13 protein-coding genes are annotated in these 14697 nt (G+C 70.4%); 1 reads left to right on the forward strand and 12 read right to left on the reverse strand.

Annotation, left to right across the window (positions count from 1 at the left end):
* Positions 1 to 64: 64 nt before the first annotated feature.
* From pssA to ABTZ58_RS26910, 9 genes are all read right to left on the reverse strand, one after another.
* Positions 65 to 847, reverse strand: coding sequence for a CDP-diacylglycerol--serine O-phosphatidyltransferase (pssA, locus tag ABTZ58_RS26870; protein WP_050810223.1), 783 nt, complete (start codon positions 845 to 847; stop codon positions 65 to 67).
* A 58-nt stretch (positions 848 to 905) separates the two neighbouring features.
* Positions 906 to 1562 carry a phosphatidylserine decarboxylase gene (locus ABTZ58_RS26875; RefSeq protein WP_351361704.1) on the reverse strand — a complete coding sequence of 219 codons (657 nt, stop codon included), beginning with the start codon at positions 1560 to 1562 and terminating at the stop codon, positions 906 to 908.
* Between the two features lie 170 nt (positions 1563 to 1732).
* A complete protein-coding gene (locus tag ABTZ58_RS26880) occupies positions 1733 to 2938 on the reverse strand; it encodes an acyl-CoA dehydrogenase family protein (RefSeq protein WP_351361707.1) in 1206 nt (401 codons plus the stop codon).
* 2 nt (positions 2939 to 2940) lie between these two features.
* Positions 2941 to 3453 (reverse strand): MaoC family dehydratase, encoded by a 513-nt coding sequence (locus tag ABTZ58_RS26885; RefSeq protein WP_309095002.1) that lies wholly within the window; start codon positions 3451 to 3453, stop codon positions 2941 to 2943.
* A gap of 5 nt (positions 3454 to 3458) precedes the next feature.
* Entirely contained in the window at positions 3459 to 4421 is a 963-nt protein-coding gene (locus ABTZ58_RS26890) for an HpcH/HpaI aldolase/citrate lyase family protein (protein ID WP_351361711.1), read from the reverse strand.
* Positions 4418 to 6568, reverse strand: coding sequence for an ethylmalonyl-CoA mutase (locus ABTZ58_RS26895; RefSeq protein WP_502996128.1), 2151 nt, complete (start codon positions 6566 to 6568; stop codon positions 4418 to 4420). Before ABTZ58_RS26895 ends, ABTZ58_RS26890 begins: the two co-directional genes overlap by 4 nt.
* A 17-nt stretch (positions 6569 to 6585) precedes the next feature.
* Positions 6586 to 7923 carry a crotonyl-CoA carboxylase/reductase gene (gene ccrA, locus ABTZ58_RS26900; protein ID WP_351362007.1) on the reverse strand — a complete coding sequence of 446 codons (1338 nt, stop codon included), beginning with the start codon at positions 7921 to 7923 and terminating at the stop codon, positions 6586 to 6588.
* A gap of 399 nt (positions 7924 to 8322) precedes the next feature.
* Positions 8323 to 9132 carry a TetR family transcriptional regulator gene (locus ABTZ58_RS26905; protein ID WP_309095006.1) on the reverse strand — a complete coding sequence of 270 codons (810 nt, stop codon included), beginning with the start codon at positions 9130 to 9132 and terminating at the stop codon, positions 8323 to 8325.
* A 136-nt stretch (positions 9133 to 9268) separates the two neighbouring features.
* The gene (locus ABTZ58_RS26910; protein WP_351361715.1) at positions 9269 to 11074 is read right to left on the reverse strand and encodes a 3-hydroxyacyl-CoA dehydrogenase family protein; all 1806 of its coding nucleotides are present in this window, start codon (positions 11072 to 11074) and stop codon (positions 9269 to 9271) included.
* A 424-nt stretch (positions 11075 to 11498) separates the two neighbouring features.
* On the opposite strand from ABTZ58_RS26910, the gene ABTZ58_RS26915 reads away from it, so the two are divergent.
* Positions 11499 to 12074: an adenylosuccinate lyase gene (locus tag ABTZ58_RS26915; protein WP_351361718.1), complete on the forward strand. Its 576-nt coding sequence runs from the start codon at positions 11499 to 11501 to the stop codon at positions 12072 to 12074.
* Positions 12075 to 12113: 39 nt separating this feature from the next.
* Here ABTZ58_RS26915 and ABTZ58_RS26920 read toward each other — a convergent pair whose 3' ends face one another.
* The 3 genes from ABTZ58_RS26920 to ABTZ58_RS26930 all read right to left on the reverse strand — a co-directional run bounded on the left by ABTZ58_RS26920 (position 12114) and on the right by ABTZ58_RS26930 (position 14684).
* Entirely contained in the window at positions 12114 to 12611 is a 498-nt protein-coding gene (locus ABTZ58_RS26920; RefSeq protein WP_351362010.1) for a GNAT family N-acetyltransferase, read from the reverse strand.
* A 20-nt stretch (positions 12612 to 12631) separates the two neighbouring features.
* A complete protein-coding gene (locus ABTZ58_RS26925) occupies positions 12632 to 13030 on the reverse strand; it encodes a RidA family protein (RefSeq protein ID WP_351361721.1) in 399 nt (132 codons plus the stop codon).
* A gap of 61 nt (positions 13031 to 13091) precedes the next feature.
* Entirely contained in the window at positions 13092 to 14684 is a 1593-nt protein-coding gene (locus tag ABTZ58_RS26930) for an alpha/beta hydrolase (RefSeq protein WP_351361724.1), read from the reverse strand.
* Positions 14685 to 14697: the final 13 nt, after the last annotated feature.

Below are 14697 nucleotides of genomic sequence, written 5' to 3' on the forward strand. Positions count from 1 at the left end.
CATGGCGGAATACGCCAGCCCGGCCGAGCAGCATGCTCGGGGCCCCCGCCGTGGTCGCCTCGCGTCAGGGCAGCTGCGCCGCCCGTGCCTCACGTCGGTTGTCGCGGAAGTTGTTCACCCGCCGGGCCGTCGCGAACAGCGGGATCACCGCGCCCATGACCAGCTGCAGCGCGCAGCCCGTCTGCAGCAGCAGCTGTCCGCTCGGCGCGTCGAACGCCCACGCCGCCAGCAGCCCCATGCTGAGCACGATCCACGACAGCATCGCCACCGCGAGCCGGCCCCGGGGTTTGGGGTATTCCACGCGGGACACCATCAACCACGCCGTCCCCAGAATCGCCAGCAGCGTCGCCACGAAGGGCAGCTCCAGCAGCACGATGGACACGACGGTCAGCGCGCCGAACGGCGACGGCATGCCCTGGAAGGTGCCGTCCTTGACCGTGACGCACGAGAAGCGCGCAAGCCGGAGCACCACCGCCAGCAGGACCACGATCGCCCCGACCGCCGCCACCCGCTGATGCGCGTCGTCCGCGACCATGCCGTACACCAGCACGAAGTACGCCGGCGCCAGCCCGAAGCTGATCAGGTCGGAGAGGTTGTCCAGCTCCGCGCCCATCGGCGAGGAGCGCAGCTTGCGCGCCACCAGGCCGTCGAAGAGGTCGAAGACCGCCGCGCAGAGCATCAGGATGACCGCCGTGGCCGCGCTGTGGCGGGCCATGCCGGTCTCCTGGCTGCCCGTGAGATGCGGGATCAGGATGCCGGTGGTGGTGAAGTACACCGCCATGAAGCCGCACGTGGCGTTGCCGAGCGTCAGCGTGTCCGCTATCGACAGGCGCAGGGAGAGGGGCATCTCCTCCTCTTCGTCGACCTCGTCGGCCTCCGGGACCCAGCCGGCCTTGGTGTCAGGATCAATCACGGTCAATGCGAGTCACCCCAGCCACGGTCTTCTGCCCCACCTCGACCGCGACCTCCACGCCCTCGGGCAGGTAGAGGTCGACACGGGAGCCGAAGCGGATCAGGCCGATCCGCTCGCCCTGCTCGACCTTGGTGCCCTCGGGCACGTAGGGGACGATGCGGCGGGCGACCGCGCCGGCGATCTGGATCATCTCGATGTCGCCGAGCTCGGTGTCGAAGTGCCAGACGACGCGCTCGTTGTTCTCGCTCTCCTTGTTGAAGGCGGGAACGAAGCCACCGGGGATGTGCTCGACGGACGTCACCGTGCCGGCCAGCGGGGCGCGGTTCACGTGGACGTTCAGCGGGCTCATGAAGATCGCGACGCGGGTGCGGCCGTCCTTCCACGGCATGATGCTCTGCACCACACCGTCGGCGGGCGAGATGACCCGGCCCTGGGTGATCTCGCGCTCGGGGTCGCGGAAGAACCACAGCATCCCCGCCGCGAGCGCGGTGGCGGGAACGGCGACGGCCTTGGCCGCGCCGGAGCGGCGGGCGCGGGCCAGGCTGAGGGCTGCGGTGGCGACGGTCGGAAGGAGCCACGGCGATGCTCCGCGCGCGAGGCGTACGCCGGCCCGGCTGTCGCGAGGTGCAGAGGTTTGGCTGTGGGGCATGGATGACCTTCGTAGCGGATGATGCCGCACTCTGACGGGGGACGGCGGCTTTCCGGCGATCGTAGCGGCTCGGGGCCGTAACTGGGTAAGCCAGGCAGCCGAGTCGGCGGCCGAAGAGTGCTGACGGGGTGTGATCTTCTTCTCCAAGAAAACACCCCGTATCCGGACATTCAGCCCTGGAATCGATACTCCTCGAGCAGGCGCCTGCCGATGATCATTTTCTGGATCTCGGCGGTACCCTCACCGATCAGCAGCATCGGCGCCTCGCGGTAGAGACGTTCGATCTCGTACTCCTTGGAGAAGCCGTAGCCGCCGTGGATCCGGAAGGCGTCTTCCACGACCTCCTTGCAGTATTCGGAAGCGAGATACTTCGCCATACCGGCTTCAAGGTCGTTTCGTTCCCCGGAGTCCTTTTTGCGTGCAGCGTTCACCATCATCGCATGGGCGGCCTCGACCTTGGTAGCCATCTCCGCCAGCTTGAACTGGATCGCCTGGTGCTGGGCGATCGGCTTCCCGAAGGTGTGGCGCTGCTGCGCGTACCGCACGCCCAGTTCGAACGCACGCTGAGCGACGCCGCAGCCACGCGCCGCGACGTTCACGCGGCCCACCTCGACGCCGTCCATCATCTGGTAGAAACCACGGCCGGTGACCCCGCCGAGCACGCGATCCGCAGGAATCCGCAGGCCATCCATGATGAGTTCGGTGGTGTCCACCCCCTTGTAGCCCATCTTGTCGATCTTGCCGGGGATGGTGAGGCCGGGCCGCACCTCCCCGAAGCCGGGCTCCTTCTCGATGAGGAAGGTGGTCATCGACTTGTGGGGCGCGGTGCCCTCGGGGTGACCTTCGTCACTTCGTACCAGAACGGCCACCAGAGACGACGTTCCGCCGTTCGTGAGCCACATCTTCTGGCCGTTCAGGACGTACTCGTCACCGTCCCGCACCGCCTTCGACGTGATCGCCGACACGTCCGAGCCGAGGCCCGGCTCCGACATCGAGAAGGCGCCCCGGACGTCGCCGGCCGCCATCCGCGGCAGGAAGTGGTCCTTCTGCTCCTGCGTGCCGTGCTGCTTGAGCATGTACGCCACGATGAAGTGGGTGTTGATGATGCCGGACACCGACATCCACCCGCGGGCGATCTCCTCCACGCACAGCGCGTAGGTCAGGAGCGACTCGCCCAGGCCCCCGTACTCCTCGGGGATCATCAGGCCGAACAGGCCCAACTCCTTCAGCCCGTCGACGATCGCCTGCGGGTACTCGTCGCGGTGCTCCAGCTCCGTGGCGACCGGAAGGATCTCCTTGTCCACGAAGTCCCGGACGGTGGACAGGATCTCCTGCTGGACGTCCGTCAGACCGGCGGTCTGGGCGAGTCGCGCCATGGCTACTTCTCCTGCTCCCTGAGCTCGGGGCGGCCGGGCTGCTCGCCGCCGCGCTCCTTGATGTACGTCTCGGTCGGCACCATCACCTTGCGGCGGAACACGCAGACCAGCGTGCCGTCCTGCTTGTAGCCCCTGGTCTCGACGTAGACGATGCCGCGGTCGTCCTTCGACTTCGACGGCCACTTGTCGAGCACCGTCGTCTGGCCGTAGACCGTGTCGCCGTGGAAGGTCGGCGCCACGTGCTTCAGCGACTCGATCTCCAGGTTGGCGATGGCCTTGCCGGAGACGTCCGGCACGGACATGCCGAGCAGCAGCGAGTAGATGTAGTTGCCCACGACGACGTTCTTGCCGAAGTCGGTCGTCTTCTCCGCATAGTTCGCGTCCATGTGGAGCGGGTGGTGGTTCATGGTGAGGAGACAGAACAGGTGGTCGTCGTACTCCGTGACCGTCTTGCCCGGCCAGTGCTTGTACGTCGCGCCGACCTCGAACTCCTCGTAGGTGCGTCCGAACTGCATGGCCGTCACGCCTCCGGGATCTCGAACGTGCTGGTGCGCCGCATGCCGGCGGCGCGTCCCTTGCCGGCGATGACCAGGGCCATCTTGCGGCTGGCCTCGTCGATCATCTCGTCGCCGAGCATCGCCGAGCCCTTCTTGCCGCCCGCCTCGGACGTGTAGTACTCGTACGCGTCCAGGATCAGCTCGGCGTGGTCGTAGTCCTCCTGGGACGGCGAGAAGATCTCGTTGGACGCCTCGACCTGGCCCGGGTGCAGCACCCACTTGCCGTCGAAGCCGAGCGCGGCGGCGCGCCGGGCGACCTCGCGGTAGCCGTCGACGTTGCGGATCTGCAGGTAGGGGCCGTCGATCGCCTGGAGGTTGTTGGCGCGGGCGGCCATGAGGATCTTCATCAGGATGTAGTGGTAGGCGTCCGCCGGGTAGCCGGGCGGCTGCTCGCCCACGACCAGCGACTTCATGTTGATGGAGGCCATGAAGTCGGCCGGGCCGAAGATGATCGTCTCCACGCGCGGGGAGGCCTGCGCGATCGCGTTGACGTTGTTCAGGCCCTGGGCGTTCTCGATCTGCGCCTCGATGCCGATCCGGCCGACCTCGAAGCCCATGGTCTTCTCGATCTGCGTCAGGAGCAGGTCGAGGGCGACGATCTGCTGGGCGTCCTGGACCTTCGGCAGCATGATGCAGTCGAGGTTCGGGCCGGCGCCCTCGACGACCGTGACGACGTCGCGGTACGTCCACTCGGTCGTCCAGTCGTTGACCCGGACCACGCGTGTCTTGCCCGTCCAGTCGCCCTCGTTGAGGAACTTCACGATGGTGTGCCGCGCCTCGGGCTTGGCCAGCGGGGCGCAGGCGTCCTCCAGGTCGAGGAAGACCTGGTCCGCCGGGAGGCCCTGGGCCTTCTCCAGGAAGCGCGGGTTCGAGCCCGGCACCGCCAGGCAGGAACGCCGCGGGCGAAGGCGGTTGACGGTCGTCATGCGGGGACCTCCAGGGGGTCGAGCTTGTTCGCTTTCCGGATCTCGTCGACGATGCGGCCGATGATTCCGGTGATGTCGAAGTCCTTCGGGGTGAAGACCGCGGCCACTCCGGCTGCCCTGAGCTGCTCGGCATCACCGTTCGGGATGATGCCACCGGCGATCACCGGTATATCTGTGGCACCGGCCACACGCAGCCGTTCGAGGACGTCCGGCACCAGCTGGGCGTGCGAGCCGGACAGGATGGACAGGCCGACCGCGTGCACGTCCTCGGCCACGGCCGCGTCCACGATCTGCTCGGGCGTGAGCCGGATGCCCTGGTAGACCACCTCGAAGCCGGCGTCCCGCGCGCGGACCGCGATCTGCTCGGCGCCGTTTGAGTGCCCGTCCAGGCCCGGCTTGCCGACCAGGAAGCGCAGCTTGCCCACACCCAGGTCCTTGGCCGTCAGGTCCACCTTGCGGCGCACCAGGGCCAGGGCGCTGCCCTCCTCCACGGGCACGGCCACCGGCGCCGAGGAGACGCCCGTGGGCGCCCGGAACTCGCCGAACACCTCGCGCAGGGCCCCGGCCCACTCGCCGGTCGTCGCGCCGGCGCGGGCGCACTCCAGGGTGGCCTCCATCAGGTTCTCCGTGCCGCGGGCCGCCTCCTTCAGCCGCTCCAGGGCCTTGCAGGGCCGCGGGTGGTTGAAGGGCGGCTGGTACCGGGTGTCGCGCCACTGCTGGAGCGCGGCGATGACCCGGGCCTCGACGGCCGGGTCCACCGTCTGGATCGCGGTGTCCAGGTCGGCGGTGAGCGGGTTGGGCTCGGTGCCCTCGAAGATGTTGACGCCGACGATCTTCTCCTGGCCGGACTCGATCCGGCCCCGGCGCTCGGCGTGCGAGGCGACCAGCTGCGACTTGAGGTAGCCGGACTCGACGGCCGCCATCGCGCCGCCCATCGCCTCGATGCGGTCCATCTCGGCGAGCGCCGCCTCGACCAGGCCCGTGACCTTCTCCTCGATCACCTTCGAGCCCTCGAAGATGTCGTCGTACTCCAGCAGGTCGCTCTCGTAGGCCAGCACCTGCTGGATGCGCAGCGACCACTGCTGGTCCCAGGGGCGGGGCAGGCCGAGGGCCTCGTTCCAGGCGGGCAGCTGCACGGCACGCGCGCGGGCGTCCTTGGAGAGGGTGACGGCCAGCATCTCCAGCACGATCCGCTGGACGTTGTTCTCCGGCTGCGCCTCGGTCAGACCGAGCGAGTTGACCTGGACGCCGTAGCGGAAGCGGCGGTGCTTGGGGTTCTCGATGCCGTAGCGCTCGCGCGTGATCCTGTCCCAGATGCGGCCGAAGGCGCGCATCTTGCACATCTCCTCGATGAAGCGGACGCCCGCGTTCACGAAGAACGAGATGCGGCCGACGACGTCGCCCATGCGCTCCCGCGGCACCTGGCCGGAGTCGCGCACGGCGTCGAGCACGGCGATCGCGGTGGACATCGCGTACGCGATCTCCTGGACCGGCGTGGCGCCCGCCTCCTGCAGGTGGTAGCTGCAGATGTTGATCGGGTTCCACTTCGGCAGGTGGGAGACCGTGTACGCGATCATGTCCGTCGTCAGGCGGAGGGAGGGCCCCGGGGGGAAGACGTGCGTCCCCCGGGACAGGTACTCCTTGACGATGTCGTTCTGGGTCGTGCCCTGGAGCCTGGTGATGTCGGCGCCCTGCTCCTCGGCGACGACCTGGTAGAGCGCCAGCAGCCACATGGCCGTGGCGTTGATGGTCATCGAGGTGTTCATCTGCTCCAGGGGGATGTCCTGGAACAGCCGGCGCATGTCACCGACGTGCGCGATCGGCACGCCGACCCGGCCCACCTCGCCGCGGGCGAGGACGTGGTCGGAGTCGTAGCCGGTCTGCGTCGGCAGGTCGAACGCCACCGACAGACCCGTCTGGCCCTTGGCGAGGTTGCGCCGGTACAGCTCGTTGGACGCCTCGGCCGTGGAGTGACCGGCGTACGTGCGCATGAGCCACGGCCGGTCCCTTTCCTTCCGCGCCTGTGCCCGAGGGCGCTCTGTGCCCGTGTCGACGTTCCTCAGCCCGCGGTCGCTTCGCTCCCTTGTCTTCGTCTCTTTCGACACGGGCGCGCCCTCGGGCACAGGCGTGGTCTGACGCTCAGTCATCTATGACCCCGGGTGTCTCAGATGTTGCGGAAGCGGTTGATGGCGTCGATGTGCTGGGCGCGCTTGGCCTCGTCGCGCACACCCAGGCCCTCCTCGGGGGCCATGCACAGCACGCCGACCTTGCCCTGGTGCAGGTTGCGGTGGACGTCGTAGGCGGCCTGGCCGGTGTCCTCCAGGGAGTACACCTTGGACAGGGTCGGGTGGATCTTGCCCTTCGCGATGAGCCGGTTGGCCTCCCAGGCCTCGCGGTAGTTGGCGAAGTGCGAGCCGATGATCCGCTTCAGGGACATCCACAGGTAGCGGTTGTCGTACTCGTGCATGTAGCCCGAGGTCGAGGCGCAGGTGGTGATGGTGCCGCCCTTGCGGGTGACGAAGACGCTCGCGCCGAAGGTCTCGCGGCCGGGGTGCTCGAAGACGATGTCGATGTCCTCGCCGCCGGTGAGCTCGCGGATGCGCTTGCCGAAGCGCTTCCACTCCTTGGGGTCCTGGGTGTTCTCGTCCTTCCAGAACCTGTAGCCCTCGGCGTTGCGGTCGATGATCGCCTCGGCGCCCATCGAGCGGCAGATCTCCGCCTTCTGCGGCGAGGAGACGACGCAGATCGGGTTGGCTCCGCCGGCCAGCGCGAACTGGGTGGCGTAGCTGCCGAGTCCGCCGCTCGCGCCCCAGATGAGCACGTTGTCGCCCTGCTTCATCGCGGCGCCGTTGCGGGAGACCAGCTGCCGGTAGGCGGTGGAGTTGACCAGGCCGGGGGCGGCGGCCTCCTCCCAGCTGAGATGGTCCGGCTTGGGCATCAGCTGGTTGGACTTCACCAGCGCGATCTCGGCGAGGCCGCCGAAGTTGGTCTCGAAGCCCCAGATGCGCTGCTCCGGGTCGAGCATCGTGTCGTTGTGGCCGTCGCTGGACTCCAGCTCGACGGACAGGCAGTGCGCGACGACCTCGTCGCCGGGGCGCCAGGCGTTGACGCCCGGGCCGGTGCGCAGCACGACGCCCGCGAGGTCGGAGCCGATGATGTGGTACGGCAGGTCGTGGCGCTTGGCCAGCTCGCTGGTGCGGCCGTAGCGCTCCAGGAAGCCGAAGGTGGACAGCGGCTCGAAGATCGACGTCCACACCGAGTTGTAGTTGACCGAGGAGGCCATGACGGCCACCAGGGCCTCGCCCGGGCCCAGCTCGGGCAGCGGCACCTCGTCCAGGTGGATCGACTTGCGGGGGTCCTTGTCGCGCGTGGCGAGCCCGGCGAACATCTCCGTCTCGTCCTTGTGCACGGTGATCGCGCGGTACGACTCGGGCAGCGGGAGGGCGGCGAAGTCCTCCGACGTGGAGTCGGTCGACTGGATCGCGGCCAGGATGTCCTTCACGGTCACGGTGTTGCCTCCGGCGGTGAGCGCCCTGAGGGAGGGGCGCCGATGGTTACGTCGGTGCTGCTGAGGGTTCGAGGGTGTGCCGTCGGTTCGGCGGTGGTGCTGTTCGGCAGCGCTGGTGGCGCGGGAGGTTGCCTGTGACGCAGGCGCCCGGGGCGGACGGGCACGAGGCCCGCTGGGACGCCGCCCGGACCTCTTCAACGTATGACACCGCGTGTCACCCCGCAAGGCACTGAGTGCCAGAAGTTGCTCTCAGATGAAATCTTTGCGTAACACATGAGCGATGATCGATCGAACGGCCGCGCCGTAGGCCTGCAAAGCGGGCCCTGACATGCCAAAACGGCCACCCGGGTGGGGTGGCCGTCATCACAGCGGCGAGAGCGTGGCGGGAGCCGCTCAGCGCTCCTTGAGCGCCTGCTCGATCGTCCGCATGACCTCGTCGAGCGGGGCGTCGGTGCGGGCGACCGTGACCAGCACCTCGCCCTGCGCCGAGGCCGTCGCCGCGGCCGGCTGCGGCTGCGCCGAGCGTCCGGCGCCGATCCCGGTGCCGAACGTCCGGCGCACGATCGCGAAGGCGTGGTCCAGCTGCGCCTCCACGTCCCCCTGCCCGCCGGCCCTGAGCCAGCGCCGCAGCACGTGGTTGTGGGCGGTGACGACCGCGGACGCGGCGACCTCCGCCAGCAGCGGGTCGTCGTTGGCGTCGTCGGCGTGCGCGCGCTCGTCGAAGTGGCCGAGGAGATAGCGCGTGAAAAGGCGCTCGTAGCGGGCCACCGACGCGATCTCCGCCTCGCGCAGGGTGGGCACCTCGCGCGTCAGCTTGTAGCGGGCGACCGAGATCTCCGGCCGGGCCGCGTACATCCGCATGACTTCCTTGATGCCGCGGCACACCGTGTCGAGCGGATGCTCGTGCGCGGGCGCGGCGTTGAGCACCGCCTCGGCGCGGATCAGGGTGTCGTCGTGGTCGGGGAAGATCGCCTCTTCCTTGGAGCGGAAGTGGCGGAAGAAGGTGCGGCGGGCGACCCCGGCCTGGGCCGCGATCTCGTCGACGGTGGTCGCCTCGTACCCCTTGGTCGCGAACAGCTCCATCGCGGCGGCCGCCAGTTCCCGGCGCATCTTGAGCCGCTGGGCGGCGGCACGGGAGCCTGCGGCAGTTTCCGGCGCGTCGGCCGTAGCTGGTGTACGTGCGGACTTGGCGGGCTGGGACATGCCCTGAACGTACTGCATGTGCGCAGCTCGGTGCGCATGAGCCGGTTCTCCGCCCCCGCCGCAGGGGGGCGGGAACCGGTCCGGGCCGAGCAGGCCGCCCCACTCGGAACCGGACCGGAACCAGTCGCCGGGACGCTCAGCGCTTGGCATGTTCGCGGAAGCCACGGCCGGTCTTGCGGCCGAGGCAGCCCGCGGCCACCAGGTGCTCCAGCAGCGGCGCCGGGGCGAGGCCCGGGTCGCGGAACTCGCGGTGCAGGACCTTCTCGATGGCGAGCGAGACGTCGAGCCCGACGACGTCCAGCAGCTCGAACGGGCCCATCGGGTAGCCGCCGCCCAGCTTCATCGCCGCGTCGATGTCGTCGAGCGAGGCGTAGTGCTCCTGAACCATCTTGATCGCGTTGTTGAGGTACGGGAACAGCAGCGCGTTCACGATGAATCCGGCGCGGTCCCCGCAGTCGACGGCGTGCTTACCGATCCTGCCGCAGACCTCGCGGACCGTGGCGTGGACGTCGTCGGCGGTCAGCACCGTGCGGACGACCTCGACCAGCTTCATGGCCGGCGCCGGGTTGAAGAAGTGCATGCCGATCACGTCCTGCGGGCGCGAGGTGGCCCGGGCACAGGCGACGACCGGCAGGGACGAGGTGGTGGTGGCCAGGACCGCGCCGGGCTTGCAGACCTTGTCCAGCGCGGCGAACAGCTGCCGCTTGACCTCCAGGTCCTCGGCGACCGCCTCGACGGCCAGGTCGACACCGGCGAAGTCGTCGTACGAGCCCGTGGCCGTGATGCGGTCCAGGGTCTCGGCGGCGGCCTCGGCGGTCATCCGGCCCTTGTCGACCGAGCGGGCCAGGGACTTGCCGATCCGGGCCTTGGCGGTCTGCGCCTTCTCCTCGCTGCGGGCCGCCAGCACGACGTCGTACCCGGCCTTGGCGAAGACCTCCGCGATACCGGAGGCCATGGTGCCGGAGCCGGCGACGCCGACCGAGGAGACGCTCCGGCCGGGGACGGTCTCGCCGCCCTCCGCCGGGGTCAGCGCGTCCCGCACGACCGTGCCGCTGCCCGGCGCCTCGTAGGTGTAGAAGCCGCGCCCGGCCTTGCGCCCGGTCAGGCCGGCCTCGCTGAGCTGCTTGAGGATGGGCGCGGGGGCGTGCAGCCGGTCGCGGGACTCCGCGTACATGGCCTCCAGCACCGTGCGGGCGGTGTCCACACCGATCAGGTCCAGCAGCGCCAGCGGTCCCATGGGCAGACCGCAGCCGAGCCGCATCGCGGCGTCGATGTCCTCGCGGGAGGCGTACTTCGCCTCGTACATCGCGGCGGCCTGGTTGAGGTAGCCGAACAGCAGGCCGTCGGCGACGAAGCCGGGCCGGTCGCCGACCGCGACGGGCTCCTTGCCCAGGTCGAGCGCGAGGTCGGTGACCGCCGTGACCGCCGCGGGCGCGGTCAGCACCGAGGAGACGACCTCGACCAGGCGCATCGCCGGGGCCGGGTTGAAGAAGTGCAGGCCCAGCACCCGCTCCGGACGCGCCGAGTCGGCGGCCAGCCGCGTGACGGACAGCGCGTTGGTGCCGGTCGCCAGGATGGTCCCGGGCCGCACGATCCCGTCGAGCTCCCGGAAGATCTGCTGCTTGATCTCGTACGACTCCGGCGCGACCTCGATGACCAGGTCGGCGTCGGCCGCGGCCCGCAGGTCGGCGGATGTGCGGACGCGGCCCAGGATCTCGGCGCGCTCCTGCTCGGTGAGCCGCCCGCGCTCGACGCCACGGGCCGTGGAGGCCTCCAGGGCGGCGACGCACTTCGCGGCCTGGACCTCGCTGATGTCGATGCCGACGACCTCGCGGCCGGCCTTGGCGAGGACCTCGGCGATGCCGGTGCCCATCGTGCCGAGGCCGACGACGGCGACGGTCCGCAGCGGGGACAGGGACGGGTCGGAAAGGGGAGTGGCCATCGCGGGACTCCAGGATGAGGGTGACGACGGGAAACGCGGCCCTGGTGCGCCGGGACGCCCGGCGAGGGCCGGGTTCCCGGGCGCACCGGGTGCGTGGGAGATGCGGGTGTGGGCCGGGCTGCGATGCGCACACGCCCGGTGCCGTCGTCGCGGGCGCGCACACGCCCGGGGCGAACGGCCGTTCCGACCGGCCCTGTCCCGGGGCCGAGCCGTACTGCGGTACCTGAGGCACCGAACCGACTTCCCCCCACAGCCCTGAGGGCGTGGGAGGTACCCACCGCGGTGGCCGCGTCACCAGACCGCCGCGAGGAAGGCGAGTGGGTAACTCGCTCGTCTGAGCTTAACTGGCGGGTAACGAGCGCGCCAGCCCCCGTCTTTGTGATGTACGTCCCGAGCGGTGGACCGCGGTCCTAACCTCGGTGTCATGGACGAAGAGTTGCGATCACTCACGGAGCGCTTACGGCAGGAGTCGGGGGCGTCGCCCGCGTTCGAGCGGCTCGTGGCGACCGACGACCCCGACGCCCTGGCGGGGGTGCTGACCGAACCGGGGCAGCCGCTGTGGGCCCGGGAGCTGGCCGCGTTCCGGCTCGGTCTGGCCGGGGACCGGCGGGCCTTCGAGGCCCTGGTGCTGCTGCTCAACCACCGTGATCCGCCGCGCTGCGCCTCCGCCGCGTACGCGCTGGCCCGCCTGGGCGATCCGCGCACCGCCCGCGCGGCCGCCGCCCTGGCCACCAACGAACTGCGGGTCGCCTACGCGCTGCATCCGGTCCGCCTCCTGGTCGAGCTACGCGCCCCGGAGGCCGTGCCCGCGCTGATCACCACGCTGCGGCGCCGGCTGCGCCCGCACGATCCGTACCGCCGTGTGGCCCTCGCCTGCGTGGACGGGCTGGGCGCGCTGGGGGACGGCCGGGCCGCACCGGTGCTGAACGAGGCCCTGGCCCACCCGGCGCTGGCCGAGGCGGCGGTGCGGGCGCTGGGGCGGATCCCGAAACAGAGGTGAGTCAGGGCTGCAGAGGCGTGCCGGAGCAACAGAGGCGGGTCAGAGTCCCCTGGCGTAGCGCACCTCCGGCACCGCGACGCCCTCCACCTCGAAAAGCTCCTCGGCGCCGTCCGGTTGGCACCCGGCCCGTTCGTAGAAGTGGCGGGCCCGGACGTTCTCCTTGAGCACCCACAGCAGGAGACGGCCGTGGCCCGCGGCGGCGCAGCGCGTGAGCGACTCCGCGAGCAGGGCCCGCCCCGCACCCTGGCCGAGATGGTCCGGGTGGACGTAGATGGCGTACAACTCGGCGTCGGCGGTGAGGACTTCGCCCTCCCGGTACGGGCCGTGGCAGGCCCAGCCGACGACCTCGCCGCCCGCGTCGTCGGCGACCAGGTTCACCACCGCACCGTCGGCCCGCGCGAGGTACTCCCGGCGCCGCTCGGCGTCCCGCGCGACACTGAGCCCGTCGAGGTACGACTGCGGCATCATGCCCCGGTACGCGTGCTGCCAGCCGCGGACGCGGATCTCCGCGACGCGGTCGCAGTCGGCGAGGGTCATCTCCCGGACGCGCAGGCCCGTCACCGCGGTACCACCGCGAAGGCCTCGATCTCCACCAGGCAGTCGGGGCGGACCAGCCCCGCGACCCGCACCGCCGACGCGGCCGGCAGCCGGTCGTCGGGTATGTGCGCGGCCCGGGCGGCGCGGATCGCGGGCATGTGCGCCATGTCCGTGACGAAGTAGGTGAGTTTCACCACGTCGTCGAAGGTCGCCCCGGCGGCGGCCAGGCACCGCCGGAGGTTCTCGAAGACCTGGCGGGCCTGGGCCGCCGGGTCGCCCTCGCCGACCGTCCGGCCCTCCTCGTCCAGCGGGAGTTGACCGGCGACCGCCACGAGACGGCCCGTGCCCGTCACCACATGGCTGTACTGCGCCGCTGGGGCGACTCCGTCGGGGGCGGGGATCCTCGTCAGCTCACTCATGGGTCCATGGTGGATCACGGGTCTGACAACGCCCGCCCCCGGCGGACGGGCCGTGCACGGCTCAGCCGCGGAAGCCGAGCAGGCCGTGCAGCGTCGAGCCCTTCGAGGAGGCCGACCGCGCCTTCTTCGACGCCCCCTCGGCCGCCGTCGGCTTCGGGTCCGGCAGCGCCTCGCACACGGCGTCCGCGGTGCCGTACCCGCGCGGCACGGTGCCGTCGGTCAGATAGGCCGCCAAGTGCTCGTCCAGGCAGGCGTTCCCGCTGAGCGTGATGCCGTGGTTGCCGCCGCCCTCCTCGACGACCAGGCTGGAGCGGGCCAGCAGACGGTGGGCCGTGACGGCGCCCTCGTACGGGGTGGCGGCGTCGCCGGTCGCCTGGAACAGCAGCACCGGCGGCAGCTTTCCGTTGGCGACGTTCACCGGCCGCGGCGACGCGGTCGGCCAGAACGCGCAGGGCGCGTTGTACCAGGCGTTGTTCCAGGTCATGAACGGTGCCTTCTCGTACACCGCCCAGTTGTCCTCGCGCCACCGCCGCCAGTCGCGCGGCCAGTCGGCGTCCCGGCACTGCACGGAGGTGTAGACGCTGTAGCCGTTGTCACCCGAGGCGTCGACCGCGCCGAAGTCCTCGTACGCCTGCACCAGCGGCTCGGGGTTCTTGTCGTTGACGTACGCCGCGAACGCCTCGGCGAGGTACGGCCAGTAGCCGTTGTAATAGCCGCCCGGGATGAAGGTGTCCTCCAGCTCCGAGGCGCCCACCGTGCCGGCCGCCGGCTTCTTCGCCAGCGCGGACCGCATCGCGTACCACTTCGCCTCGACCCTCTCCGGGTCGGTGCCCAGCCGGTATGTCGTGTCGTACCGGGCGACCCAGGCCAGGAAGGCGCGGTGGCGGTCGTTGAAGGCCAGGTCCTGGTTGAGGTTGGCCTCGTACCAGACGTCGGTCGGGTCGACCACGGAGTCCAGGACCAGCCGCCGCACCCGCTCGGGGAAGAACCTGGCGTACACCGCGCCCAGGTAGGTGCCGTACGAGTAGCCGAAGTAGTTGATCTTCTCGGCGCCCAGGGCCCGGCGGATGACGTCCATGTCGCGTACGGCGCTGGTGGTGTTGATATGCGGCAGGAAATCCCCGTACTTCTCGCCGCAGGCGGCGGCGAAGGACCTGGCGCGGTCGAGGTTGGCCTCCTCGATCGCGGGCGAGGTGGGCAGGGAGTTGGGGCGGACCGGGTCGAAGTGGCCCGGCCGGCAGTCCAGTGCCGGCTCGCTCGCGCCCACGCCGCGCGGGTCGAAGCCGATGACGTCGTACTGGGCCGCGACCTCCTTCGGCAGGGCCGAGGCGACGAATCCGGCGAGCGTCAGACCGCTGCCGCCGGGACCGCCCGGGTTGACCAGGAGCGGCCCCTGGTAGGTCCTGGCGGTGTGCGGCACGCGGGACAGGGCGAGGGTGATCTGCCGTCCCTGTGGCCTGCGATGGTCCAGGGGCACCTTCAGGGACGCGCACTGCAGCGTCGGATGGGTGTCGGTGGCGCAGTTCTTCCAGGTGAGCTTCGCGGAGTGCACGGAGTTCGTGGTGCTCGGTGCGCTCGCCTCGGCGGGAACGGCCGTGAAGGTCCCGGCCATGACGACGGCGGCGCCGCACAGCGCGGCTGCGCGTTTTCTCATGGAGTCCTCCCAG

The organism is Streptomyces sp. NPDC094143 (assembly GCF_040303825.1).
Lineage (GTDB): Bacteria > Actinomycetota > Actinomycetes > Streptomycetales > Streptomycetaceae > Streptomyces.

Coding starts and splice junctions, on each gene's coding strand:
- ABTZ58_RS26875 (WP_351361704.1), bottom strand. CDS start 1,562: ATGCCCCACAGCCAAACCTCTGCACCTCGCGACAGCCGGGCCGGCGTA.
- ABTZ58_RS26905 (WP_309095006.1), bottom strand. CDS start 9,132: ATGTCCCAGCCCGCCAAGTCCGCACGTACACCAGCTACGGCCGACGCG.
- ABTZ58_RS26880 (WP_351361707.1), bottom strand. CDS start 2,938: ATGGCGCGACTCGCCCAGACCGCCGGTCTGACGGACGTCCAGCAGGAG.
- ABTZ58_RS26885 (WP_309095002.1), bottom strand. CDS start 3,453: ATGCAGTTCGGACGCACCTACGAGGAGTTCGAGGTCGGCGCGACGTAC.
- pssA (WP_050810223.1), bottom strand. CDS start 847: ATGCCCCTCTCCCTGCGCCTGTCGATAGCGGACACGCTGACGCTCGGC.
- ABTZ58_RS26930 (WP_351361724.1), bottom strand. CDS start 14,684: ATGAGAAAACGCGCAGCCGCGCTGTGCGGCGCCGCCGTCGTCATGGCC.
- ABTZ58_RS26910 (WP_351361715.1), bottom strand. CDS start 11,074: ATGGCCACTCCCCTTTCCGACCCGTCCCTGTCCCCGCTGCGGACCGTC.
- ABTZ58_RS26890 (WP_351361711.1), bottom strand. CDS start 4,421: ATGACGACCGTCAACCGCCTTCGCCCGCGGCGTTCCTGCCTGGCGGTG.
- ABTZ58_RS26920 (WP_351362010.1), bottom strand. CDS start 12,611: ATGACCCTCGCCGACTGCGACCGCGTCGCGGAGATCCGCGTCCGCGGC.
- ABTZ58_RS26925 (WP_351361721.1), bottom strand. CDS start 13,030: ATGAGTGAGCTGACGAGGATCCCCGCCCCCGACGGAGTCGCCCCAGCG.
- ABTZ58_RS26895 (WP_502996128.1), bottom strand. CDS start 6,568: ATGACTGAGCGTCAGACCACGCCTGTGCCCGAGGGCGCGCCCGTGTCG.
- ABTZ58_RS26915 (WP_351361718.1), top strand. CDS start 11,499: ATGGACGAAGAGTTGCGATCACTCACGGAGCGCTTACGGCAGGAGTCG.